General features: G+C 41.1%; 32 protein-coding genes and 1 pseudogene. All 33 read right to left on the bottom strand.

What is annotated here, in order from left to right; genetic code table 11:
- Nucleotides 1-22: 22 nt before the first annotated feature.
- Nucleotides 23-388 carry a 30S ribosomal protein S13 gene (gene rpsM, locus AC2YHV_RS25685; RefSeq protein ID WP_034304978.1) on the bottom strand — a complete coding sequence of 122 codons (366 nt, stop codon included), beginning with the start codon at nucleotides 386-388 and terminating at the stop codon, nucleotides 23-25.
- A gap of 22 nt (nucleotides 389-410) precedes the next feature.
- On the bottom strand, nucleotides 411-524 hold the full coding sequence (rpmJ, locus tag AC2YHV_RS25680; protein WP_003156543.1) for a 50S ribosomal protein L36: 114 nt from the start codon (nucleotides 522-524) through the stop codon (nucleotides 411-413).
- Nucleotides 525-564: 40 nt separating this feature from the next.
- A complete protein-coding gene (infA, locus tag AC2YHV_RS25675) occupies nucleotides 565-783 on the bottom strand; it encodes a translation initiation factor IF-1 (RefSeq protein ID WP_028390440.1) in 219 nt (72 codons plus the stop codon).
- A gap of 177 nt (nucleotides 784-960) precedes the next feature.
- Nucleotides 961-1178 (bottom strand): annotated as a pseudogene (locus tag AC2YHV_RS25670) (M24 family metallopeptidase); the annotation flags it as partial.
- A 170-nt stretch (nucleotides 1179-1348) separates the two neighbouring features.
- Nucleotides 1349-2002: an adenylate kinase gene (locus AC2YHV_RS25665; protein WP_048677894.1), complete on the bottom strand. Its 654-nt coding sequence runs from the start codon at nucleotides 2000-2002 to the stop codon at nucleotides 1349-1351.
- Nucleotides 2003-2060: 58 nt separating this feature from the next.
- A complete protein-coding gene (gene secY / locus AC2YHV_RS25660; protein ID WP_057276478.1) occupies nucleotides 2061-3356 on the bottom strand; it encodes a preprotein translocase subunit SecY in 1296 nt (431 codons plus the stop codon).
- Entirely contained in the window at nucleotides 3356-3796 is a 441-nt protein-coding gene (rplO, locus tag AC2YHV_RS25655) for a 50S ribosomal protein L15 (protein WP_034304982.1), read from the bottom strand. The genes secY and rplO overlap by 1 nt, the downstream gene beginning before the upstream one ends.
- Before the next feature lie 32 nt (nucleotides 3797-3828).
- Nucleotides 3829-4011 carry a 50S ribosomal protein L30 gene (gene rpmD / locus AC2YHV_RS25650; protein WP_034304984.1) on the bottom strand — a complete coding sequence of 61 codons (183 nt, stop codon included), beginning with the start codon at nucleotides 4009-4011 and terminating at the stop codon, nucleotides 3829-3831.
- A gap of 16 nt (nucleotides 4012-4027) precedes the next feature.
- Nucleotides 4028-4528 carry a 30S ribosomal protein S5 gene (rpsE, locus tag AC2YHV_RS25645; RefSeq protein ID WP_034304987.1) on the bottom strand — a complete coding sequence of 167 codons (501 nt, stop codon included), beginning with the start codon at nucleotides 4526-4528 and terminating at the stop codon, nucleotides 4028-4030.
- Nucleotides 4529-4550: 22 nt separating this feature from the next.
- A complete protein-coding gene (rplR, locus tag AC2YHV_RS25640) occupies nucleotides 4551-4913 on the bottom strand; it encodes a 50S ribosomal protein L18 (RefSeq protein ID WP_034304989.1) in 363 nt (120 codons plus the stop codon).
- A 32-nt stretch (nucleotides 4914-4945) separates the two neighbouring features.
- Complete coding sequence (rplF, locus tag AC2YHV_RS25635) at nucleotides 4946-5482, bottom strand: 50S ribosomal protein L6 (RefSeq protein ID WP_048677892.1); 537 nt, start codon at nucleotides 5480-5482, stop codon at nucleotides 4946-4948.
- Between the two features lie 30 nt (nucleotides 5483-5512).
- Entirely contained in the window at nucleotides 5513-5911 is a 399-nt protein-coding gene (rpsH, locus tag AC2YHV_RS25630; RefSeq protein ID WP_034304995.1) for a 30S ribosomal protein S8, read from the bottom strand.
- Nucleotides 5912-5941: 30 nt separating this feature from the next.
- Nucleotides 5942-6127, bottom strand: coding sequence for a type Z 30S ribosomal protein S14 (locus tag AC2YHV_RS25625; RefSeq protein ID WP_034304998.1), 186 nt, complete (start codon nucleotides 6125-6127; stop codon nucleotides 5942-5944).
- Nucleotides 6128-6152: 25 nt separating this feature from the next.
- The gene (gene rplE, locus AC2YHV_RS25620) at nucleotides 6153-6692 is read right to left on the bottom strand and encodes a 50S ribosomal protein L5 (protein WP_048677889.1); all 540 of its coding nucleotides are present in this window, start codon (nucleotides 6690-6692) and stop codon (nucleotides 6153-6155) included.
- 29 nt (nucleotides 6693-6721) lie between these two features.
- Nucleotides 6722-7033 (bottom strand): 50S ribosomal protein L24, encoded by a 312-nt coding sequence (gene rplX / locus AC2YHV_RS25615; RefSeq protein ID WP_057276477.1) that lies wholly within the window; start codon nucleotides 7031-7033, stop codon nucleotides 6722-6724.
- Nucleotides 7034-7076: 43 nt separating this feature from the next.
- The gene (gene rplN / locus AC2YHV_RS25610; RefSeq protein ID WP_034305005.1) at nucleotides 7077-7445 is read right to left on the bottom strand and encodes a 50S ribosomal protein L14; all 369 of its coding nucleotides are present in this window, start codon (nucleotides 7443-7445) and stop codon (nucleotides 7077-7079) included.
- Between the two features lie 41 nt (nucleotides 7446-7486).
- On the bottom strand, nucleotides 7487-7750 hold the full coding sequence (gene rpsQ, locus AC2YHV_RS25605) for a 30S ribosomal protein S17 (RefSeq protein WP_048677887.1): 264 nt from the start codon (nucleotides 7748-7750) through the stop codon (nucleotides 7487-7489).
- Between the two features lie 18 nt (nucleotides 7751-7768).
- A complete protein-coding gene (gene rpmC, locus AC2YHV_RS25600; RefSeq protein WP_034305010.1) occupies nucleotides 7769-7972 on the bottom strand; it encodes a 50S ribosomal protein L29 in 204 nt (67 codons plus the stop codon).
- Complete coding sequence (gene rplP, locus AC2YHV_RS25595) at nucleotides 7962-8396, bottom strand: 50S ribosomal protein L16 (protein ID WP_034305012.1); 435 nt, start codon at nucleotides 8394-8396, stop codon at nucleotides 7962-7964. Before rplP ends, rpmC begins: the two co-directional genes overlap by 11 nt.
- Nucleotide 8397: 1 nt before the next feature.
- Nucleotides 8398-9054, bottom strand: a complete 657-nt coding sequence (gene rpsC, locus AC2YHV_RS25590) for a 30S ribosomal protein S3 (protein WP_034305014.1) — start codon at nucleotides 9052-9054, stop codon at nucleotides 8398-8400.
- Nucleotides 9055-9057: 3 nt separating this feature from the next.
- A complete protein-coding gene (gene rplV, locus AC2YHV_RS25585; protein WP_034305017.1) occupies nucleotides 9058-9399 on the bottom strand; it encodes a 50S ribosomal protein L22 in 342 nt (113 codons plus the stop codon).
- A gap of 17 nt (nucleotides 9400-9416) precedes the next feature.
- Nucleotides 9417-9695: a 30S ribosomal protein S19 gene (gene rpsS / locus AC2YHV_RS25580; protein WP_034305018.1), complete on the bottom strand. Its 279-nt coding sequence runs from the start codon at nucleotides 9693-9695 to the stop codon at nucleotides 9417-9419.
- 60 nt (nucleotides 9696-9755) lie between these two features.
- On the bottom strand, nucleotides 9756-10586 hold the full coding sequence (rplB, locus tag AC2YHV_RS25575) for a 50S ribosomal protein L2 (protein ID WP_034305021.1): 831 nt from the start codon (nucleotides 10584-10586) through the stop codon (nucleotides 9756-9758).
- Between the two features lie 26 nt (nucleotides 10587-10612).
- Complete coding sequence (rplW, locus tag AC2YHV_RS25570) at nucleotides 10613-10897, bottom strand: 50S ribosomal protein L23 (protein ID WP_034305023.1); 285 nt, start codon at nucleotides 10895-10897, stop codon at nucleotides 10613-10615.
- Nucleotides 10897-11520 (bottom strand): 50S ribosomal protein L4, encoded by a 624-nt coding sequence (gene rplD / locus AC2YHV_RS25565; protein WP_034305025.1) that lies wholly within the window; start codon nucleotides 11518-11520, stop codon nucleotides 10897-10899. The genes rplW and rplD overlap by 1 nt, the downstream gene beginning before the upstream one ends.
- Before the next feature lie 25 nt (nucleotides 11521-11545).
- The gene (rplC, locus tag AC2YHV_RS25560) at nucleotides 11546-12175 is read right to left on the bottom strand and encodes a 50S ribosomal protein L3 (protein ID WP_048677885.1); all 630 of its coding nucleotides are present in this window, start codon (nucleotides 12173-12175) and stop codon (nucleotides 11546-11548) included.
- A 40-nt stretch (nucleotides 12176-12215) separates the two neighbouring features.
- A complete protein-coding gene (rpsJ, locus tag AC2YHV_RS25555; RefSeq protein ID WP_019244375.1) occupies nucleotides 12216-12524 on the bottom strand; it encodes a 30S ribosomal protein S10 in 309 nt (102 codons plus the stop codon).
- A 409-nt stretch (nucleotides 12525-12933) separates the two neighbouring features.
- Nucleotides 12934-14121, bottom strand: a complete 1188-nt coding sequence (gene tuf, locus AC2YHV_RS25550) for an elongation factor Tu (RefSeq protein WP_048677883.1) — start codon at nucleotides 14119-14121, stop codon at nucleotides 12934-12936.
- A 121-nt stretch (nucleotides 14122-14242) separates the two neighbouring features.
- Nucleotides 14243-16321, bottom strand: a complete 2079-nt coding sequence (fusA, locus tag AC2YHV_RS25545; RefSeq protein WP_048677880.1) for an elongation factor G — start codon at nucleotides 16319-16321, stop codon at nucleotides 14243-14245.
- Nucleotides 16322-16365: 44 nt separating this feature from the next.
- Complete coding sequence (rpsG, locus tag AC2YHV_RS25540; RefSeq protein WP_048677878.1) at nucleotides 16366-16836, bottom strand: 30S ribosomal protein S7; 471 nt, start codon at nucleotides 16834-16836, stop codon at nucleotides 16366-16368.
- 41 nt (nucleotides 16837-16877) lie between these two features.
- The gene (rpsL, locus tag AC2YHV_RS25535) at nucleotides 16878-17300 is read right to left on the bottom strand and encodes a 30S ribosomal protein S12 (protein WP_034305038.1); all 423 of its coding nucleotides are present in this window, start codon (nucleotides 17298-17300) and stop codon (nucleotides 16878-16880) included.
- 104 nt (nucleotides 17301-17404) lie between these two features.
- On the bottom strand, nucleotides 17405-17653 hold the full coding sequence (locus AC2YHV_RS25530; protein ID WP_034305040.1) for a 50S ribosomal protein L7ae-like protein: 249 nt from the start codon (nucleotides 17651-17653) through the stop codon (nucleotides 17405-17407).
- Between the two features lie 295 nt (nucleotides 17654-17948).
- Nucleotides 17949-21545: a DNA-directed RNA polymerase subunit beta' gene (gene rpoC / locus AC2YHV_RS25525; protein WP_487374437.1), complete on the bottom strand. Its 3597-nt coding sequence runs from the start codon at nucleotides 21543-21545 to the stop codon at nucleotides 17949-17951.
- Nucleotides 21546-21562: the final 17 nt, after the last annotated feature.

The following is a 21562-nucleotide window of genomic DNA, read 5'->3' as shown; positions in this document are numbered from 1 at the left end:
GAAAAGTAACCTCCTTTACTAATTATTTTTTCTTGTTAGCTACAGTACGACGAGGTCCTTTACGCGTACGAGCATTGTTTTTTGTATTTTGACCGCGAACAGGAAGACCACGACGGTGACGTAAACCACGGTAAGAACCGATTTCCATTAAACGTTTGATGTTTAGGGAGATTTCACGACGAAGGTCGCCTTCTACTTTAAGCTTGTCAATGATATCACGAATTTTGTTCAATTCGTCTTCCGTTAAGTCACGAACGCGAGTTTCTTCAGAAACGCCTGCTTCTGCAAGAATCTTGATCGCTGTTTGTTTTCCAATACCATATATATATGTTAATGAGATAACAATACGTTTGTCACGGGGAATATCTACTCCAGCAATACGTGCCATGCTTGAGTGCACCTCCTTCTATTTAGCCTTGTTTTTGTTTATGTTTAGGGTTTTCGCAAATAACCATTACTTTACCTTTTCTGCGGATAACTTTACACTTTTCGCAGATTGGTTTGACTGATGGTCTGACTTTCATTGCTATCTAACCTCCTTATACAGATCGGAGCGTAACCGGATTATTTGAACCGGTATGTGATTCTGCCGCGAGTTAGATCATACGGGGAAAGCTCAACCGTAACTTTATCTCCAGGCAAAATGCGAATAAAGTGCATACGAATTTTACCGGATACATGAGCTAAAACAGTATGACCATTTTCTAATTCTACCTTAAACATTGCATTTGGCAAAGTCTCTTGTACTGTGCCTTCTACTTCAATTACATCATCTTTCGCCATTAAAGTGATTCTCCCTTCTCTATGCGTGAACCTATTAAAGGTGCACATCTTTCCGTCAACATTACTCCAGTCCAATTATCCTCATAAGTCTTACAATTCTGCATCAAGTATTCACCATTTTGTAGAACCAGGCTTTAACTGAGGACCTTTATCAGTTGGACCGAAATGAGGATTTTATGGGTCCTCATGTAAGTCTTGACCGATTCCGTGACCGACATACTCTCGAAATAGAGAAGCAATTAGTCTCGACATAGGTTTGAATAGCATGGGAGATGTTTGAAAGGCGCACGCCTGACATAGCTTCTTTCAACCCTCTATATCACGACTCTTTAGGAATCCCAATAGAGTCACTGCATTTCTTCATCAATTTTGCCGACCGGATATGTCCATGAAGATCACTTAAAAAGTAATCGCCCAATTCAGGGAATACCAAGTACAAGAACCTGATCAATAAATGTGCGAATGCTCTCGCGAAATCCATTATACCCTTTGTATTATAGGAATGCACCAAGTTTAACTAGTAAGTTATAAAAATGGTATGAATTTCATAAATCAATACATATGATTAATTTTGTAAAGCACCAAGCAACACATCGATATCTTCAAATACCTTATTAATATCTTGCTGTCCGTTAATGTTGACCAAGTAACCTTTGTCTCCGTAGAAATCAAGAAGTGGCTTGGTTTGTTTCAAATTCACATCTAAGCGATTTTGAACCGTTTCAGCATTATCGTCGGCACGTTGATATAATTCTCCGCCGCAGCGGTCGCATACATCATCTTTAGCAGGAGGATTGAATACAAGATGGTATGTCGCACCACATGATTTGCAAATACGACGTCCTGTCAATCTTTCCATTAAGATGCTTTTATCAACATCGATATTAATGACAAAATTCATATTGCGATCTAAATCAGTTAGAATGCTTTCAAGTGCCTCTGCCTGTGCCACAGTACGTGGAAATCCATCAAGCAAAAATCCTCTTAGGCAGTCTTCCTTGCTTAAACGCTCACGTACGATGCCAATGGTAACTTCATCAGGTACCAATTCGCCCTTGTCCATGAATGATTTCGCCTTTAGACCTAGGTCTGTTCCATCTTTGATAGCTGTTCGGAACATATCTCCAGTAGAGATATGAGGGATATTATATTTTTCTACGATTTGTTCAGCTTGAGTGCCTTTACCAGCACCCGGCAGACCCATTAACACTAGATTCAATTTTCTTCCCCCTCAAACTCTATAATGGGTAAAGGGAACAAGCCGTTCCCAAAACTCATTACTTTATAAAGCCTTTATAGTGTCTCTTCACAAGTTGTGATTCCAGCTGCTTCATCGTATCAAGGGCAACCCCGACTACGATCAGCAAACTGGTACCACCAATCTGTGCAGATTGAGGTAGATCAGCAAGCTTAATGAAAAATACCGGTAAAACGGCAATGATGGCCAAGAATATCGAGCCTACAAACGTCAAACGGTATAAAACACGTGTTAAATATTCTTGTGTACTCTTACCTGGACGAATCCCCGGCACATAGCCACCTTGCTTTTTCAAATTCTCAGCCATTTGTTCAGGATTAACCTGAATGAAAGCATAAAAATACGCAAAAGCAATGATAAGAGCAACATATATGATCATACCAATTGGTTTGGTGTAATCAAGATTTGTTGATATCCAGCTAGTCACGCTGTTCTTTCCAAAGAAAGAAGCGATTGTAGTGGGAGTAATAATAAATGCCATTGCAAAGATTACCGGAATAACCCCCGCAGCATTTACTTTCAATGGTAAATGAGTAGACTGGCCACCCATTTGCGTACGACCTACCGCAGCACGTTTCGCATACTGAATAGGAATTTTACGTAATGCCTGCTGAATGAAGATAACAGCAACCACGATTGCTAATACTGCTAAAACTATGAGGATAATCGTTATGATTCGTAAGAATAATTGATCACCGGCATTTTCAAATTGCTGTGCGTAAATCTGATTTGCCGTATTTGGCAAACTAGCTACGATACCAGCAAAGATAATGATGGAAATCCCATTACCCACACCCTTAGCAGTGATCAGCTCCCCTAACCACAAAAGAAAAGCTGTTCCTGCCGTTAAGACAGTCGCAATAAGCAAGTATGTTGCAATTCCAGGATTTTCAATCAACTGTCCACCTGACATATTATTGAACCCATAGGACATTCCAACTGCTTGGATAAATCCTAGGATAATAGTGAAGTAACGAGTGAATTGTGCTAATTTACGGCGCCCTGCTTCCCCTTGTTTAGACCATTCAGTGAACTTAGGAACAACATCCATCTGTAGCAGCTGAACGATGATGGATGCCGTGATGTACGGCATGATACCCATCGCTAAAATGGAAAAATTTTGCAGTGCCCCGCCGCCAAAGGTATTTAAAAGCCCGATGACGCTAAGCTGGTCCTGTTCAGCGAGAAAATCGGCATTCACATGCGGTACAGGTATAAATGTACCGATGCGATAGACGATTAACATTAGAAGGGTAAAAATAATCTTATTCCTTATTTCACCCACGCGCATAAAATTGGAGATCGTGCGAAACATTAGATCACCTCTGTATTACCGCCAGCAGCTTCGATAGCTTCTTTAGCAGTAGACGAGAATTTGTGAGCTTTAACAGTAAGCTTTTTCTCAATGCTTCCTTTGGCAAGAATCTTGATTCCTGCTTTTTCTTTACTTACAACGCCAGTCTCAAGTAGAAGAGCTGGTGTTACTTCAGTACCGTCTTCGAAAAGATTTAACGTATCAAGGTTCACGATAGCATAGTCTTTACGGTTGATGTTGGTAAATCCACGTTTAGGTAAACGTCTGAATAGAGGAGTTTGACCCCCTTCAAATCCAAGACGCACACCGCCGCCGGAGCGAGCGTTTTGTCCTTTGTGTCCTTTACCTGCTGTTTTACCGTTACCAGATCCAATACCGCGACCTTTACGTTTACGTTCTTTACGAGAACCTTCTGCAGCTTTTAACTCATGAAGTTTCATGTTGGCACCTCCTTGTTAAGTTAAAAATTATTTTATTGTTCTTTTACAGTAACAAGATGAGCAACTTTGGTAATCATACCGCGAATCGCAGGGTTATCTTCTTGAACAACCGTTTGATGCATTTTGCGTAAACCCAAAGTGTTAACTGTAACACGTTGATCTTCAGGACGACCAATCAAGCTGCGAGTGAGGGTGATTTCTAATTTATTAGCCATAATTCGATTTCCCTCCTTATCCTAACAGTTCTTGTACTGATTTTCCACGTAACTTAGCTACGTCTTCAGCACGTTTCAATTGCTTCAATCCTTCAATTGTTGCGCGAACCATATTAATAGGTGTATTAGTACCTAGTGATTTAGACAAGATATCGCTAACTCCGCCTAATTCAAGTACCGCACGAACAGGACCACCAGCAATTACTCCTGTACCTTCAGAAGCTGGTTTCAATAGAATGTGACCTGCGCCATAGCGACCGTTCACAAGGTGAGGAATAGTAGTACCAACCATTGGTACAGTAATTAGATTTTTCTTAGCATCCTCAATAGCTTTACGGATAGCATCCGGAACTTCTTGAGCTTTACCAGTACCAAATCCAACATGACCATTTTTATCACCAACAACAACTAGTGCAGTGAAACGGAAACGACGTCCGCCTTTAACAACTTTAGCTACACGATTTACTGTAACTACGCGTTCTTCAAGTTCTAATTTATTAGGATCAATGCTACGCATCTGTTATGTCCCTCCTTATCCATTAAAATTCTAAGCCGTTTTCACGAGCAGCGTCAGCCAATGCTTTAACACGACCATGGAAGAGGTAACCACCGCGGTCAAAAACCACAGCTTTGAAACCTTTTTCAACAGCACGTTTCGCAATAAGTTCGCCAACTTTTTGAGCTGCTTCAGCATTGCTACCTGCTTCGATACCGATCTCTTTATCAAGAGTTGAAGCACTTGCCAATGTTACGCCTTTTGCATCGTCAATTAATTGTGCGTAAATGTGTTTGTTTGAACGAAACACATTTAAACGAGGACGAGCTTCTGTTCCAGAAAGCTTAGCACGTACACGCGCATGTCTTTTCTGACGAGTAGCATTTTTATCAAGCTTCGTAATCATTTACGTCACTCCTTTCGTTTACTTATGCGGCATTACTTACCTGTTTTACCTTCTTTACGACGAACGAATTCGCCTTCGTAACGGATACCTTTACCTTTATACGGTTCAGGCGGGCGAACATCACGGATATTAGCTGCTAGAGCTCCTACACGTTCTTTGCTTGCACCTTTTACGATTACTTTTGTATTAGAAGGAACTTCGACTTCAACGCCAGCTTCTGGTTCTATTTCTACAGGGTGGGAATATCCTACGTTAAGGATAAGCTTGTTACCTTGCTTTTGTGCACGGTACCCAACCCCAATAAGTTCAAGTGATTTTACGAAACCTGTTGATACACCTTCAATCATGTTAGAGATAAGCGCGCGAGTAGTACCGTGTAAAGAACGGTGAGTCTTCTCGTCAGACGGGCGTGTTACAGTTAACACGTTCTCTTCAACAACGATTGAAAGGTCAGGACTAAATGATCTAGATAATTCACCTTTAGGTCCTTTAACAGTTACTTCACTTCCAGTAACAGTAACTGTTACGCCTGCAGGGATTTCAATAGGTTTTTTACCTATACGAGACATAATGTGCACCTCCATTCTTGTGAAAATGTATTACCAAACGTATGCTAAAACTTCTCCGCCAACTTGTTTAGAGCGAGCTTCTTTGTCTGTTAAAACTCCGTGAGAAGTAGAAACAATTGCGATACCTAAACCGTTAAGAACGCGTGGTACCTCTCCAGTTTTTGCATATACACGCAAACCAGGTTTGCTGATACGTTTTAGACCAGTGATAACACGTTCGTTGTTTGCACCGTATTTTAAGAAGATACGGATGATACCTTGTTTGTTGTCTTCGATTAATTCAAAGTCACGTACGAAGCCTTCACTTTTTAAGATCTCAGCAATTTCCTTTTTGATCTTTGAAGCAGGAACTTCCAGTTTTTCGTGACGAACCATATTCGCATTACGGATGCGAGTAAGCATATCTGCAATAGGATCTGTCATGACCATTATATTTTACCTCCTTCCCAAACTCGGGTTTTACCAGCTAGCTTTTTTAACGCCAGGAATTTGTCCTTTATATGCAAGTTCGCGGAAACAAATACGACAAAGTTTAAATTTACGTAATACAGAATGTGGACGTCCGCAACGTTCGCAACGTGTATATTCTTGTACTTTAAACTTCTGTTCGCGTTTTTGCTTTACGATCATAGACTTTTTAGCCACGATTTCGCCTCCCTTTATTTAGAGATTACTTTTGGAACGGCATTCCAACTTGAGTAAGTAGTTCACGAGCTTCTTCGTCAGTGTTGGCAGTCGTTACGATAACGATGTCCATACCACGAACTTTGCTCACTTTATCGTAATCAATCTCAGGGAAGATAAGTTGTTCTTTAACGCCTAATGTATAGTTCCCACGTCCGTCAAAGGATTTCTTTGAAACGCCGCGGAAATCACGTACACGCGGTAAAGATACAGATACTAGCTTATCAAGGAATTGATACATACGCTCACCACGTAATGTAACTTTCGCTCCGATAGGCATACCTTCACGCAAACGGAAGCCTGCGATTGATTTTTTTGCTTTTGTTATAACTGGTTTTTGACCAGTGATCAATGTAAGTTCTTCAACAGCTGTATCTAAAGCTTTCGAGTTAGAAACTGCGTCACCCACACCCATGTTAATAACGATTTTCTCAATGTTTGGTACTTGCATTACTGATTGATAGTTGAATTTACCCATCAATGACGGTGTAATTTCACTTTTGAATTTTTCTTTAAGGCGGCTCATTGCTTAGTGTACCTCCCTTCATTTATGACTTATTTATCTAAAGTTTCACCTGATATTTTAGCTACGCGTACTTTTTTACCATTTTCGATCTTATATCCAACACGAGTCGGTTTACCTGATTTAGGATCAAGTGGCATTACATTGGATACGTGAATAGCAGCTTCTTTACTGATAATTCCACCTTGTGGATTAAGTTGAGATGGCTTTGAATGCTTTTTCACGATGTTAATTCCTTCAACAAGTACACGATTTTGTTTCGGATATGCAGAAAGAATTGTTCCTTGTTTGCCTTTGTCCTTACCAGAGATGACTACGACTTTGTCACCTTTTTTAACATGCATTAGCTTGGCACCTCCTTGAAAGGCTTTATACAAATTTTACATATTATAGAACTTCTGGAGCAAGAGAAACGATCTTCATGAAACTATTGTCACGTAATTCACGAGCAACAGGTCCAAAAATACGAGTTCCACGTGGGCTCTTATCGTCACGGATAATTACACATGCGTTTTCATCGAAACGAATGTAAGAACCGTCAGGACGACGCATACCACGTTTTGTACGGACAACAACAGCCTTAACGACTTCACCTTTTTTAACAACGCCTCCTGGTGTTGCCTGTTTAACTGTACAAACGATGATATCACCGATGTTTGCAGTCTTACGGCCTGAACCACCTAGGACTTTAATTGTTAGTACTTCACGAGCACCTGAATTGTCAGCGACTTTTAAACGAGATTCTTGTTGAATCATGTACGGTACCTCCCTTCGGAATTAGCTTAATCCGAACTAGATTAAATGATTACTGCTTTTTCTACTACTTCTACAAGACGGAAGCGTTTTGTAGCTGAAAGTGGACGAGTTTCCATGATACGTACTACGTCGCCTGCTTTAGCTTCGTTTAGCTCGTCATGAGCTTTAAACTTTTTAGAATATTTCACGCGTTTACCGTATAAAGAATGCTTTTTATAGGTCTCTACAACAACTGTAACTGTTTTATCCATTTTGTCGGATACTACGCGTCCAGTGTAGATTTTGCGTTGGTTGCGTTCGCTCATTCTGCAAACCTCCATTCATTATCGATTAGTGACACCGATTTCTCTTTGACGAACAACTGTTTTCATACGAGCAATCGATTTGCGAACTTCACGGATGCGAGCTGTATTTTCAAGTTGTCCAGTAGCTAACTGGAAACGAAGATTAAATAGTTCTTCTTTAAGAGATTTTAGTTTTTGTTCAATTTCAGCAGTGGTTAGATCTTTGATTTCATTAGCTTTCATTTGTTTCACCACCAATTTCCTCTCTTTTTACAAACTTGCATTTGATTGGAAGTTTGTGTGCTGCAAGGCGCAATGCTTCTCTTGCCACCTCTTCAGATACACCAGAGATTTCAAACATAACTTTGCCCGGTTTAACAACTGCTACCCATCCTTCAGGAGCACCTTTACCGGAACCCATCCGTACTTCAAGCGGCTTAGCTGTGTAAGGTTTGCTTGGGAAGATTTTGATCCAAACTTTCCCTCCACGTTTCATATAACGAGTCATCGCAATACGAGCTGCTTCAATTTGACGGTTCGTGATCCAGGAAGCTTCTTGAGCTTGAAGTCCAAATTCTCCGAAGTGAACTTCAGTGCCGCCCTTAGCCATCCCTCTCATCTTACCGCGGTGTTCACGACGGTATTTTACGCGTTTTGGCAATAACATATTATTTTCCTCCTTCCTCAGATTTCTTCTTAGTAGGAAGAACTTCTCCACGGTAGATCCAAACTTTCACGCCTAGCTTACCGTAAGTAGTATCTGCTTCAGCATGAGCATAGTCTATGTCTGCACGAAGTGTGTGAAGTGGAACTGTTCCTTCGCTGTAATGTTCAGCACGAGCAATATCAGCACCGCCAAGACGACCAGAAACTTGAGTTTTGATTCCTTTTGCTCCAGAACGCATAGTACGTTGGATAGCTTGCTTTTGAGCACGACGGAATGAAACACGGTTTTCTAATTGACGAGCGATGTTTTCTGCAACCAATTTTGCGTCAAGATCTGCTCTTTTAATTTCGATGATATTGATATGAACTCTTTTGCCAGTCAACTGGTTCAAAGCTTTACGAAGTGCTTCGACCTCAGTACCGCCTTTACCGATAACCATTCCTGGTTTAGCAGTGTGGACAGATACATTGATACGGTTAGCTGCACGCTCGATTTCAACTTTTGAAACAGAAGCATCATTTAGACGTTTCGCGATATATTCACGAACTTTGATGTCTTCATGCAAAAGAACTGCGTAGTCTTTATCAGCGTACCATTTGGATTCCCAGTCACGGATTATCCCGATACGCATACCGATTGGATTTACCTTTTGACCCACAGATTACCCCTCCTTCTTTTCTGATACAACGATTGTAATATGACTAGTACGTTTGTTAATTGCACTCGCACGACCTTGAGCGCGAGGACGGAAACGTTTTAATGTTGGTCCTTCATTAACGTATGCTTCTGAAACGACTAGGTTATTAATATCCATTTCGTAGTTATGTTCTGCATTTGCGATAGCAGATTTCAGAATTTTTTCTACGACTGGAGAAGCAGATTTTGGTGTTAAGCGAAGAATCGCTACTGCTTCACCTACTTGTTTTCCTCGAATTAAATCTGCGACTAAACGCACTTTACGAGGAGCAATACGAACTGTTTTAGCGACAGCTTTAGCTTGCATGAGATGCCCTCCTCTCATTAACGTCTTGTTTTCTTGTCATCACTTGCGTGACCTTTATAAGTGCGTGTAGGCGCGAATTCGCCTAGTTTGTGACCTACCATATCTTCTGTTACATAAACCGGCACGTGCTTACGACCGTCATAAACGGCGATTGTGTGTCCGATGAATTGCGGGAAGATTGTTGAGCGACGAGACCAAGTTTTTACTACCTGTTTCTTGTCAGCTTCATTTAATTTTTCAACTTTTACCAATAAATGATCATCAACAAAAGGCCCTTTTTTTAAGCTACGACCCATGCGAGTACCTCCCTTCGTGACTGTTCTACGGTTCTATTTATGAACCGTAGCTCAATCCCGTTATTTTTTACGACGACGTACGATAAATTTATCGGATTTATTTTTCTTCTTACGAGTTTTGAATCCAAGAGTAGGTTTACCCCATGGAGACATTGGTGATTTACGTCCGATTGGCGCTTTACCTTCACCACCACCGTGTGGGTGATCATTCGGGTTCATTACAGATCCACGAACTGTTGGGCGTTTACCTAACCAACGGTTACGGCCAGCTTTACCAATGTTGATAAGTTCATGTTGTTCATTACCGACTTGACCGATTGAAGCACGGCAAGTAGCAAGAATCATACGAACCTCACCTGAGTTTAAACGTACAAGTACATAACGGCCTTCTTTACCAAGTACTTGAGCAGATGTACCTGCTGAACGGACTAATTGTCCACCTTTTCCTGGTTTAAGCTCGATGTTATGAATTACTGTACCAACTGGGATGTTAATTAGAGGTAGTGCGTTACCCACTTTGATGTCAGCTTCTGGACCTGACATAACTTCCAAACCTACTTCTAGGTTTTTCGGAGCTAGGATATAACGTTTTTCTCCATCAACGTAATTAATTAATGCAATGTTTGCAGAACGATTTGGATCGTACTCAATAGTAGCAACGCGTCCTGGTATACCATCTTTATTCCGTTTGAAATCGATGATACGGTATTGACGCTTGTGGCCGCCACCTTGATGACGAACTGTTAACTTACCTTGGTTATTACGGCCGCCTTTGCTGTGTAAAGGAGCAAGTAATGATTTTTCCGGTTTGTCTGTAGTGATCTCAGCAAAATCGGAAGTTGTCATATTACGTCGACCGTTAGAGGTAGGTTTATACTTCTTAATCGCCATTTGTATTTCCCTCCTTCTCTAATGAATTAAGCCTCGAATAGCTCGATTTCTTTGCTGTCAGCAGTTAATTTAACAATAGCTTTACGGCGCTTGTTAGTATAGCCTGCATGTTTGCCCATGCGTTTGAATTTACCTTTGTAGTTCATGATGTTTACTTTCTCAACTTTAACGCCGAAAATTTCTTGAACAGCATCTTTAACTTGAGTTTTATTAGCTCTAACATCAACTTCAAAAGTATATTTCTTTTCAGCCATTATGTCTGAAGAGCGTTCAGTGATTACGGGGCGCTTAATGATATCGCGTGCATCCATTATGCAAGCACCTCCTCTACTTTTTCGACAGCTGATTTAGTCAAGATCAATTTGTTGTGTGAAACAACATCAAGAACATTAAGACCATCAGCTTCAACTACAGTAACACCAGGGATGTTACGTGCAGAAAGAGCAACTTTCTCATCTAAACCGTCAGTAACCACTAACGTTTTAGTATCTACAGAAAGGTTTTTAAGTACCGCTACAAACTCTTTTGTTTTTGGAGCTTCGAAAGACAAGCTTTCAAGTACCAAAATGTTCTCTTCCAATGCCTTTGCAGACAATGCAGATTTAATAGCTAAACGACGTACCTTTTTTGGTAGCTTGTAAGCGTAAGATCTTGGAGTTGGTCCAAAAACAACGCCACCGCCACGCCATTGTGGAGAACGGATAGAACCTTGACGCGCACGTCCAGTTCCTTTTTGTTTCCAAGGTTTACGTCCACCGCCTGCAACTTCAGAACGGTTTTTAACTTTATGAGTTCCTTGACGTAAGGAAGCTCGTTGCATGATGATTGCTTCAAATAATACGTGATTATTAGGTTCGATACCAAAGATGGATTCATTTAGTTCGATGTCGCCAACTTGTGAACCTGTTTGGTTGAACAATGTAACTTTTGGCATTCTATTGCTCCTCCTTTCTCAGAAATTACTTTGCTTTAACAGCAGATTTAACTTTGATCAATGCTTTTCTAGCACCAGGTACATTACCTTTGATCAATAGTAGGTTACGTTCAACATCAACTTTAACGATAGCTAAGTTTTGAACAGTGATTTGATCTCCACCCATACGTCCTGGTAAAAGTTTACCTTTGAATACGCGGTTTGGAGCTACAGGACCCATTGAACCTGGGCGACGGTGGTAACGAGAACCATGAGACATAGGTCCGCGAGATTGTCCATGACGCTTGATAGATCCTTGGAAACCTTTACCTTTTGAAATTCCTGATACATCTACTAAATCGCCTTCAGCGAAAATACTAACATTGACTTCTTGACCGATCTCATATTCAGTAAGATCCGTTCCGCGGAATTCGCGAATGAAGCGCTTAGGAGTAGTATTTGCTTTTTCAACATGGCCCTTTTCAGGTTTGTTAGAAAGCTTTTCACGTTTGTTTTCAAAACCAACTTGAACTGCTTCATAGCCATCAGTTTCAACAGTTTTCTTTTGAAGAACCACGTTATTAGCAGCTTCGATAACTGTTACCGGAATAAGTTCACCGTTTTCAGCAAAAACTTGAGTCATACCGATTTTTCTTCCTAAGATTCCTTTGGTCATAAGTCACACCTCCTAGAGTAATTGTTCATATTTATATGAATTATAATTTGATTTCAATGTCAACGCCTGATGGTAAATCTAAACGCATCAATGAGTCAACTGTTTGTGGAGTTGGGTTAACGATGTCGATTAGACGTTTATGCGTACGCATTTCGAATTGTTCACGAGAATCTTTGTATTTATGAACCGCACGTAGGATCGTGTATACCGATCTTTCAGTAGGTAATGGAATCGGACCAGATACAGCCGCACCAGAACGTTTTGCAGTTTCAACAATTTTCTCAGCAGATTGATCAAGGATTCTGTGATCATATGCTTTTAAACGGATACGAATTTTTTGTTTTGCCATAATTTTCCCTCCTTTTCGCCTATTTTAAAATAGACCTTCTCAATGGAAATTTCCCACACACTCGCCATGGCAAAGCGGCCGGGTGTGTCAGCAACCTTCCATATCATCGCAGTCAAAGACCAACATTGTCTATTATACATATAACACAAGTGAAATGCAAGTCAAACTTATATTTTTCTTGTGCAACACACTTTTATTATTATACATACTATCACAAGTATTTACAAGTACATTCTACGAGGTCTTTCGTATCCATTTTCTTCATTTGTAATTATCAAGAAACCCATTAAGTAAACTCCAGTTATTATAGAAGAAAGTATGAATATCCTTTACAAATAAAAAAGAAGCAGATGGCGTCCCATCTGCTTCTTCCGGAAGGCGTCCCTTCCAATATTGTTTTATCAATCAATTATTCTTGGATTGTAGCAACTACGCCAGCGCCTACAGTACGTCCACCCTCACGGATAGAGAATTTAGTACCTTCTTCGATAGCGATTGGAGCGATAAGTTCTACAGTCATTTCGATGTTATCTCCAGGCATAACCATTTCTACGCCTTCAGGAAGGTTACAAATACCAGTTACGTCAGTTGTACGGAAGTAGAACTGAGGACGGTAGTTTGTAAAGAATGGAGTGTGACGTCCACCTTCTTCTTTAGAAAGAACATAAACTTCAGCTTTGAACTTTGTGTGTGGAGTGATAGTGCTTGGTTTAGCAAGAACTTGTCCACGTTGGATATCTTCACGGGATACACCACGAAGAAGTGCACCGATGTTGTCACCAGCTTCAGCATAGTCAAGAAGTTTACGGAACATTTCAACACCAGTTACAGTTGTTGGTTTAGACTCTTCGTTGAAACCGATGATGTCAACAACGTCACCGACTTTAACTTGTCCACGCTCAACACGACCAGTTGCAACTGTTCCACGGCCAGTGATTGAGAATACATCCTCAACTGGCATCATGAATGGCTTGTCAGTGTCACGAGTTGGTTCTGGGATGTACTCGTCAACAGCTGTCATTAATTCATGAATTTTTTCTTCCCAAGCAGCGTCTCCTTGAAGAGCTTTTAGGGCAGATCCTTTGATAACTGGAATGTCATCGCCAGGGAATTCATATTCAGATAGTAGATCACGGATTTCCATTTCTACTAATTCAAGAAGTTCTTCGTCATCTACCATGTCGCATTTGTTCATGAATACTACTAGGTATGGTACACCTACTTGACGAGAAAGAAGGATGTGCTCACGAGTTTGTGGCATTGGGCCATCAGCAGCAGATACTACTAGGATTCCGCCGTCCATTTGTGCAGCACCTGTGATCATGTTTTTAACATAGTCAGCATGTCCTGGGCAGTCAACGTGTGCATAGTGACGAGTAGCTGTTTCGTACTCAACGTGTGCAGTAGAGATTGTGATACCACGTTCTCTTTCTTCTGGAGCACCATCGATTTGGTCATAAGCGCGAGCTTCAGCTCCACCAGATTTAGCAAGTACAGTTGTGATTGCAGCAGTTAGAGTTGTTTTACCATGGTCAACGTGACCAATTGTTCCAACGTTAACGTGCGGTTTTGAACGATCAAATTTAGCTTTTCCCATTAGGAATTCCTCCTTAAAATTATAAATAAAAAATTAAGTATATAGGGGCTGTGAAAGAAGACTAATTCTTCCATCACAGCTTACATAAGATAGTTATACTTTAATAAGAGATGAAAATCAATTATTCACCTTTATTTTTTTTGATGATTTCTTCAGAAATGCTCTTAGGTACTTCTTCATAATGATCGAAGTGCATAGAGAATGTTCCGCGTCCTTGAGTGTTAGAACGTAAAGATGTAGCATATCCGAACATTTCAGATAGTGGAACCATCGCTTTAACCATTTGCGTGTTACCGCGAGCTTCCATACCTTCTACACGACCACGACGAGATGTGATATCTCCCATGATGTCGCCTAGGTAATCTTCTGGAATAACTACTTCCACTTTCATGATCGGTTCAAGGATGACAGGACTACATTTAGATGCTGCATTTTTAAGTGCCATAGATGCAGCGATTTTAAATGCCATTTCGTTGGAGTCAACGTCATGGTAAGATCCGTCGAATAATTTAGCTTTGATGTCGACTAGCGGGTAACCAGCAAGTACACCACGGTCAAGTGAATCAACTAATCCAGCTTGTACAGCAGGGATATATTCACGTGGTACTACACCACCGACGATAGCATTTTCAAATTCGAATCCTTTACCTTCTTCGTTTGGACCAAATTCAATCCATACGTGTCCGAATTGTCCACGACCACCAGATTGGCGAACGAATTTACCTTCAACTTTAGCTGAACCACGGAAAGTTTCACGGTATGCTACTTGAGGAGCACCAACGTTTGCTTCCACTTTGAATTCGCGACGCATACGGTCAACAAGGATGTCCAAGTGAAGTTCACCCATACCAGCGATGATTGTTTGACCAGTTTCTTGGTCAGTATGCGCACGGAATGTTGGATCTTCATCTTGAAGCTTTTGTAAAGCTTGAGACATTTTGTCTTGGTCTGCTTTTGATTTCGGCTCAACTGATAGAGAGATAACTGGCTCTGGGAATACCATGGACTCAAGAATTACTTGGTTCTTGTCATCACATAGAGTATCTCCAGTTGTAGTATCTTTCAAACCAACGGCTGCTGCGATATCTCCTGCATATACAGTAGAAATTTCTTCACGGCTGTTTGCGTGCATTTGAAGGATACGTCCAATACGCTCACGTTTTCCTTTAGTTGAGTTGATTACATAAGATCCTGATTCTAGTGTACCAGAGTACACACGGAAGAATGTAAGTTTACCAACGTAAGGATCAGTCATAACTTTAAACGCTAAAGCAGAGAACGGTTCAGAATCATCTGAATGACGTTCAACTTCATCTTCTGAATCCGGTAATGTACCTTTGATAGCTGGTACATCCAATGGAGAAGGAAGGAAGTCGATAACGTTATCAAGCATTAATTGAACACCTTTGTTTTTGAAAGCCGATCCGCAGATAACTGGGAAGAATTCAACATTAACGGTTGCTGTACGGATAGCTGCTTTTAATTCAGCAATGCTGATTTCTTCGCCGCCAAGGTATTTTTCCATTAAGTCTTCATTAACTTCTGCTACTGCTTCAATTAACTTTTCACGGTATTCTTCTGCTAATTCCCGGTGTTCTTCAGGAATTTCACCGATAGTGATATCAGTTCCTAGGTCATTACCGTAGAAATGAGTTTTCATTTCAATTAGGTCAATGATTGCAGAGAATTGATCCTCTGCTCCGATTGGTAACTGAACTGGGTGAGCGTTAGCTTGTAAACGATCGTGGATAGTTCCAACTGAATACAAGAAGTCTGCACCGATTTTGTCCATTTTATTTACGAATACGACACGTGGTACACCGTAAGTTGTAGCTTGGCGCCAAACCGTTTCAGTTTGAGGCTCAACACCTGATTGGGCATCAAGTACAGCTACAGCTCCATCAAGTACGCGCAAAGAACGTTCAACTTCAACTGTGAAGTCTACGTGTCCCGGTGTATCGATGATGTTTACACGGTGACCTTTCCACTGCGCAGTTGTTGCAGCGGAAGTGATCGTGATTCCGCGTTCTTGTTCCTGTTCCATCCAGTCCATTTGTGAAGCACCTTCGTGCGTTTCACCAATTTTGTGAATTTTACCAGTGTAATATAGAACACGTTCTGTTGTTGTCGTTTTACCAGCATCGATGTGAGCCATGATACCGATATTACGAGTGTTTGCTAAGGAGAACTCTCTTGCCATTTGTCTTTCTCCTTCCTTCTATAAGGATTTTATAGTGTTTAATCTTACCAGCGATAATGTGCGAAAGCTTTGTTGGCTTCAGCCATTTTGTGTGTATCTTCACGTTTCTTAACTGCTGCTCCAGTATTGTTGGCAGCATCCATGATTTCATAAGCTAAACGCTCTTCCATCGTTTTTTCTCCACGAAGGCGAGAGTAGTTTACTAACCAACGAAGTCCTAGAGTCGATTTACGGTCTGGACGCACCTCAACTGGTACTTGGTAGTTAGCTCCACCCACACGGCGTGCTTTTACTTCTAGTACAGGCATGATGTTTTTAAGTGCTTGATCGAAAACTTCGATCGGCTCATTGCCAGTACGTTCTTTGATTAAATCAAATGCAGAGTAAAGAATTTTTTGTGATTTACCTCTTTGTCCATCAACCATTAATTTGTTGATTAAGCGAGTCACAAGTTTTGAATTATATATTGGATCTGGTAATACGTCTCTTTTCGTTACAGGTCCTTTACGAGGCATTATATTTCCTCCTTTCAAGAAAGTTCAATTTTGGTTTTAGTTTATTTTTTTGCTGCTTTCGGACGCTTAGTACCGTATTTAGAACGGCCTTGCATACGATTGTTAACTCCAGCTGTATCAAGAGCACCACGTACGATATGGTAACGTACCCCTGGTAAATCTTTTACACGTCCGCCACGGATAAGAACCACGCTGTGTTCTTGTAGGTTGTGACCGATACCTGGGATATAAGCTGTTACCTCGATACCGTTTGTTAGACGTACACGCGCATATTTACGTAACGCGGAGTTTGGTTTTTTCGGTGTCATAGTACCCACACGAGTGCAAACACCACGTTTTTGCGGAGATGATACGTTAGTTTGTGCTTTTTTAAAGCTGTTGTAGCCTTTGTTAAGTGCTGGAGATTTTGAATTAACCTCTTTAGACTCGCGTCCTTTACGCACTAATTGATTAATAGTAGGCATTACATTTTTCCTCCCTTCACGTTTTCATTTCTAGTACCACACATCCAGGTGGTTCATAAATGGGTAAAAACAAAGTCTTTGCAAATATTATTGCAAAAACATTTTTACTTTTTAATGGCAACAGTTGCTGCTCCGACATCAATACCACATGCTTTGCCAAGCATTCTCATCGAATCAACATATGTGATAGGAACATCCAATTCTTTGGCGGTCTCAACGACACGCCCAGTCAAGTATATATCTGCATCATCAGCGATGATAACTTCTTGAATTAAATTGTTTTTAAGAGCTCTAACTGCTTGCTTCGTCCCTATAATCACTGACTTTGCCTGTATTACTTTTTCATAAGACATGGTCCATATCCTCCAAAGTTACAGGGTAACATAGGAGCACCTTTGCTATAGTATCATTATAAGTCGGATACTGTCAACTTCTTTCAAAAAAATAATTCAAGCAAAAGGTTTTCCTTACATAATTCTATTAAGATTTTCAATTTGCCCAAACGGAAATTATCAAATTCTCATAGGCTTTTCAGCCTTCCATGAGTAATAAGAGAGACCAGCTCAATAAATTCTGATCCTTCATCTCCTCCAATAGGAAACGGGAGTGTGGTTTTCAGTTTAAATTATTGAGCTGGTCCTTTTTCCATTAATCCACTGTTACTGTATCGGCACTTTCGTCAACAACGACAGGGTTTGCTTTTCTGTATCTAAGCATTCCCGTTCCTGCAGGGACAAGTTTACCGATGATGACATTTTCTTTAAGCCCAAGCAATTCATCACGTTTTCCTTTTATTGCTGCATCAGTCAAGACCCTAGTTGTTTCTTGGAATGACGCGGCGGACAAGAAGGAATCCGTTTCAAGAGATGCTTTTGTGATACCTAGCAATACAGGACGGCCTGTAGCCGGTAATTTGTTGGTCAGCAATGCATCAGTGTTTGCAGTAGTGAACTGGTTGACATCCAATAATGTTCCTGGAAGCACTTCAGTTTCACCTGCATCAAGCACACGGACTTTACGCATCATTTGTCTAACCATTACCTCGATGTGCTTATCACCGATTTCAACACCTTGCATCCGGTATACTTTTTGAACTTCATGAAGCAGGTACTCCTGAACAGTAAGCACGTCTGTAACCTTCAGCAATTCTTTCGGATCGATTGAACCCTCTGTCAACTCTTCACCACGACGGACAGGTGTATCAACAGTTACTCTTAAACGTGCTGTGTACGGCGCAGTATATGTGCGTGATTCAACAGCACCTTGAACAACGATTTCCTGTTGTTTATCCCGAATTTCATTGATGGAAACAATCGTTCCTTCAATTTCGGAAATGACAGCTTGACCTTTAGGATTCCTTGCTTCAAATATTTCTTGGATACGAGGAAGACCTTGAGTGATATCGTCTCCGGCAACCCCACCTGTATGGAATGTACGCATCGTCAACTGTGTACCAGGTTCTCCGATTGATTGAGCGGCAATGATACCGACTGCTTCGCCCACTTCAACTTCTTGACCGGTAGCCAAGTTGCGTCCATAACATTTTTTACATACACCATGGCTGGTGTTACATGTAAAGGCAGAACGGATCCATGCTGTTTCGATTCCAAGTGATTCAATATAGTTAGCAAGATCTTCAGTAATAAGATCGTTTTCAGCCACGATTACTTCATTTGTTTCTGGATGTCTGATCGCTTTTCTTGCATAACGGCCAACTAGGCGCTCTTCAAGATGCTCAATTATTTCAGTACCCTCTCTCAAGGCTGAAATTTTCAAGCCGCGGTCCGTTCCACAATCGTCATCACGGATGATGACATCTTGGGCAACGTCAACAAGTCGACGGGTAAGGTAACCGGAATCGGCTGTTTTAAGCGCTGTATCGGCAAGGCCTTTACGCGCACCATGTGTAGAGATGAAGTACTCCAACACGGTTAAACCTTCACGGAAACTTGATTTGATCGGTAATTCAATGATACGTCCAGCCGGGTTGGCCATCAAACCACGCATACCAGCAAGCTGCGTAAAGTTGGAAGCATTACCACGGGCACCGGAATCACTCATCATGAAGATCGGGTTGCGTCGGTCCAGGGAGTCCATAAGTTTGGACTGAATGGTATCCTTGGCAGCACTCCAAATCGAAATGACGCGATCATAACGCTCATCCTCAGTAATAAGACCGCGTCTGAATTGCTTCAAGACGTTATCCACTTTTGTTTGAGCCTCAGTAATGATTTCTTGTTTTTCTTTTAAAACGACAATATCAGCCACACCAACGGTAATACCAGCTTTTGTCGAATATTTGAATCCAAGATCTTTCATCCGGTCAAGCATTTTGGATGTTTCGGTAATTTTAAAGCGTTTAAAGACTTCCGCGATGATATTTCCAAGAATTTTCTTCTTGAAAGGATCGATAGCAGGTTGGGACTTAATCAATTCAGGGATATTAGCGCCCTTTTCCACAAAATATTTCTCTGGAGTTTTGGTTTCCAGATTATAACGTGTCGGTTCGTTAATATACGGGAATGATTTAGGTAAAATTTCATTGAAGATCAATTTTCCAACAGTCGTAATTAGAAGTTGGCCGTTTTGTTCTTCAGTTAATGTTTCATTATTTAGTGACGATGCATGTACGGCACAACGGGAATGTAAGTGTACATATCCGTTTTGGTATGCAAGTAATGCTTCACTTGTATCTTTAAAGATCATACCCTCACCGATAGCGCCTTCTCTTTCCAGCGTTAAGTAATAGTTACCTAATACCATATCTTGAGAAGGTGTAACGACAGGTTTACCATCTTTAGGGTTCAAAATGTTCTGTGCTGCAAGCATAAGCATGCGTGCTTCGGCTTGTGCTTCAGAAGATAGAGGTACGTGGACCGCCATTTGGTCACCATCAAAGTCAGCGTTGTAAGCTGTACATACGAGCGGATGCAAACGAATTGCGCGACCTTCAACCAACGTTGGTTCAAATGCTTGGATCCCAAGTCTATGAAGAGTCGGTGCACGGTTCAATAGTACTGGGTGTTCTCTAATAACTTCTTCTAGGACATCCCATATTTCAGGAGATAAACGTTCAATTTTGCGCTTAGCGGATTTGATGTTATGCGCCAGACCTCTTTGAACAAGCTCCTTCATTACGAATGGTTTGAATAATTCAATCGCCATTTCTTTCGGAAGACCACATTGGTACATCTTTAAGTTTGGTCCGACTACGATAACGGAACGGCCAGAGTAATCAACACGTTTACCAAGAAGGTTTTGACGGAAACGACCTTGTTTACCTTTTAACATGTGAGATAAAGATTTTAACGGACGGTTACCTGGTCCAGTTACCGGACGGCCACGACGGCCATTATCGATAAGAGCATCGACAGCTTCTTGCAGCATACGCTTCTCATTTTGAACGATAATGCTTGGTGCTCCAAGGTCCAGTAATCTTTTCAACCGATTATTACGGTTGATAACACGGCGATATAAATCATTTAAATCAGATGTGGCAAAACGTCCTCCATCAAGTTGAACCATAGGACGAAGCTCCGGTGGAATGACCGGAAGCACGTCAAGGATCATCCATGAAGGCTCATTTCCGGAGTTACGGAATGCTTCAAGCACTTCCAAGCGTTTGATTGCACGGGTTCTGCGTTGTCCTTGAGCTGTTTTAAGCTCCTCTTTCAACGACTCTACTTCCTTTTCCGTATCAATATCTTGTAAAAGTTTTTTAATAGCTTCCGCACCCATGGCAGCTTGGAATTTCTTACCGTATTTTTCACGGTATGTACGATATTCCTTTTCAGAAAGAAGCTGTTTCTTTTCTAAAGTCGTATCGCCCGTTTCAGTTACTACGTAAGATGCAAAGTAAATAACTTCTTCCAAAGCCCGTGGAGACATATCAAGAACAAGTCCCATACGGCTAGGAATTCCTTTAAAATACCATATGTGTGAAACTGGTGCTGCCAGCTCAATATGACCCATACGCTCACGACGCACCTTAGCACGGGTGACTTCAACGCCACAACGGTCACAGACTACGCCTTTATAACGAACACGTTTATATTTTCCGCAATGACATTCCCAGTCCTTTTGAGGTCCAAAAATTCTCTCACAGAATAAACCGTCTTTTTCTGGCTTTAACGTACGATAGTTGATTGTTTCTGGTTTTTTAACTTCTCCATGGGACCAAGAACGAATCTTGTCTGGTGAAGCAAGACCAATTTTCATATACTCAAAATTATTAACGTCTAACAAGGGGCCTACCTCCCTTT

Source organism: Peribacillus sp. SRI_006, from assembly GCF_057586375.1.
The sequence above is the reverse complement of the archived record's forward strand: the minus strand, read 5'-3'. Positions and strand labels throughout refer to the sequence as shown.

Excerpts from the sequence above, each read along its gene's own strand:
- rpsM (WP_034304978.1), bottom strand. The coding sequence starts at position 388 with ATGGCACGTATTGCTGGAGTAGATATTCCCCGTGACAAACGTATTGTT.
- rpmJ (WP_003156543.1), bottom strand. The coding sequence starts at position 524 with ATGAAAGTCAGACCATCAGTCAAACCAATCTGCGAAAAGTGTAAAGTT.
- infA (WP_028390440.1), bottom strand. The coding sequence starts at position 783 with ATGGCGAAAGATGATGTAATTGAAGTAGAAGGCACAGTACAAGAGACT.
- secY (WP_057276478.1), bottom strand. The coding sequence starts at position 3,356 with ATGTTTCGCACGATCTCCAATTTTATGCGCGTGGGTGAAATAAGGAAT.
- rplO (WP_034304982.1), bottom strand. The coding sequence starts at position 3,796 with ATGAAACTTCATGAGTTAAAAGCTGCAGAAGGTTCTCGTAAAGAACGT.
- rpmD (WP_034304984.1), bottom strand. The coding sequence starts at position 4,011 with ATGGCTAATAAATTAGAAATCACCCTCACTCGCAGCTTGATTGGTCGT.
- rpsE (WP_034304987.1), bottom strand. The coding sequence starts at position 4,528 with ATGCGTAGCATTGATCCTAATAAATTAGAACTTGAAGAACGCGTAGTT.
- rplR (WP_034304989.1), bottom strand. The coding sequence starts at position 4,913 with ATGATTACGAAGCTTGATAAAAATGCTACTCGTCAGAAAAGACATGCG.
- rplF (WP_048677892.1), bottom strand. The coding sequence starts at position 5,482 with ATGTCTCGTATAGGTAAAAAACCTATTGAAATCCCTGCAGGCGTAACA.
- rpsH (WP_034304995.1), bottom strand. The coding sequence starts at position 5,911 with ATGGTCATGACAGATCCTATTGCAGATATGCTTACTCGCATCCGTAAT.
- rplE (WP_048677889.1), bottom strand. The coding sequence starts at position 6,692 with ATGAGCCGCCTTAAAGAAAAATTCAAAAGTGAAATTACACCGTCATTG.
- rplX (WP_057276477.1), bottom strand. The coding sequence starts at position 7,033 with ATGCATGTTAAAAAAGGTGACAAAGTCGTAGTCATCTCTGGTAAGGAC.
- rplN (WP_034305005.1), bottom strand. The coding sequence starts at position 7,445 with ATGATTCAACAAGAATCTCGTTTAAAAGTCGCTGACAATTCAGGTGCT.
- rpsQ (WP_048677887.1), bottom strand. The coding sequence starts at position 7,750 with ATGAGCGAACGCAACCAACGCAAAATCTACACTGGACGCGTAGTATCC.
- rpmC (WP_034305010.1), bottom strand. The coding sequence starts at position 7,972 with ATGAAAGCTAATGAAATCAAAGATCTAACCACTGCTGAAATTGAACAA.
- rplP (WP_034305012.1), bottom strand. The coding sequence starts at position 8,396 with ATGTTATTGCCAAAACGCGTAAAATACCGTCGTGAACACCGCGGTAAG.
- rplV (WP_034305017.1), bottom strand. The coding sequence starts at position 9,399 with ATGCAAGCTAAAGCTGTCGCTAAAACAGTTCGTATTGCTCCTCGTAAA.
- rpsS (WP_034305018.1), bottom strand. The coding sequence starts at position 9,695 with ATGGGTCGTAGCTTAAAAAAAGGGCCTTTTGTTGATGATCATTTATTG.
- rplB (WP_034305021.1), bottom strand. The coding sequence starts at position 10,586 with ATGGCGATTAAGAAGTATAAACCTACCTCTAACGGTCGACGTAATATG.
- rplW (WP_034305023.1), bottom strand. The coding sequence starts at position 10,897 with ATGGATGCACGCGATATCATTAAGCGCCCCGTAATCACTGAACGCTCT.
- rplD (WP_034305025.1), bottom strand. The coding sequence starts at position 11,520 with ATGCCAAAAGTTACATTGTTCAACCAAACAGGTTCACAAGTTGGCGAC.
- rplC (WP_048677885.1), bottom strand. The coding sequence starts at position 12,175 with ATGACCAAAGGAATCTTAGGAAGAAAAATCGGTATGACTCAAGTTTTT.
- rpsJ (WP_019244375.1), bottom strand. The coding sequence starts at position 12,524 with ATGGCAAAACAAAAAATTCGTATCCGTTTAAAAGCATATGATCACAGA.
- tuf (WP_048677883.1), bottom strand. The coding sequence starts at position 14,121 with ATGGGAAAAGCTAAATTTGATCGTTCAAAACCGCACGTTAACGTTGGA.
- fusA (WP_048677880.1), bottom strand. The coding sequence starts at position 16,321 with ATGGCAAGAGAGTTCTCCTTAGCAAACACTCGTAATATCGGTATCATG.
- rpsG (WP_048677878.1), bottom strand. The coding sequence starts at position 16,836 with ATGCCTCGTAAAGGACCTGTAACGAAAAGAGACGTATTACCAGATCCA.
- rpsL (WP_034305038.1), bottom strand. The coding sequence starts at position 17,300 with ATGCCTACTATTAATCAATTAGTGCGTAAAGGACGCGAGTCTAAAGAG.
- AC2YHV_RS25530 (WP_034305040.1), bottom strand. The coding sequence starts at position 17,653 with ATGTCTTATGAAAAAGTAATACAGGCAAAGTCAGTGATTATAGGGACG.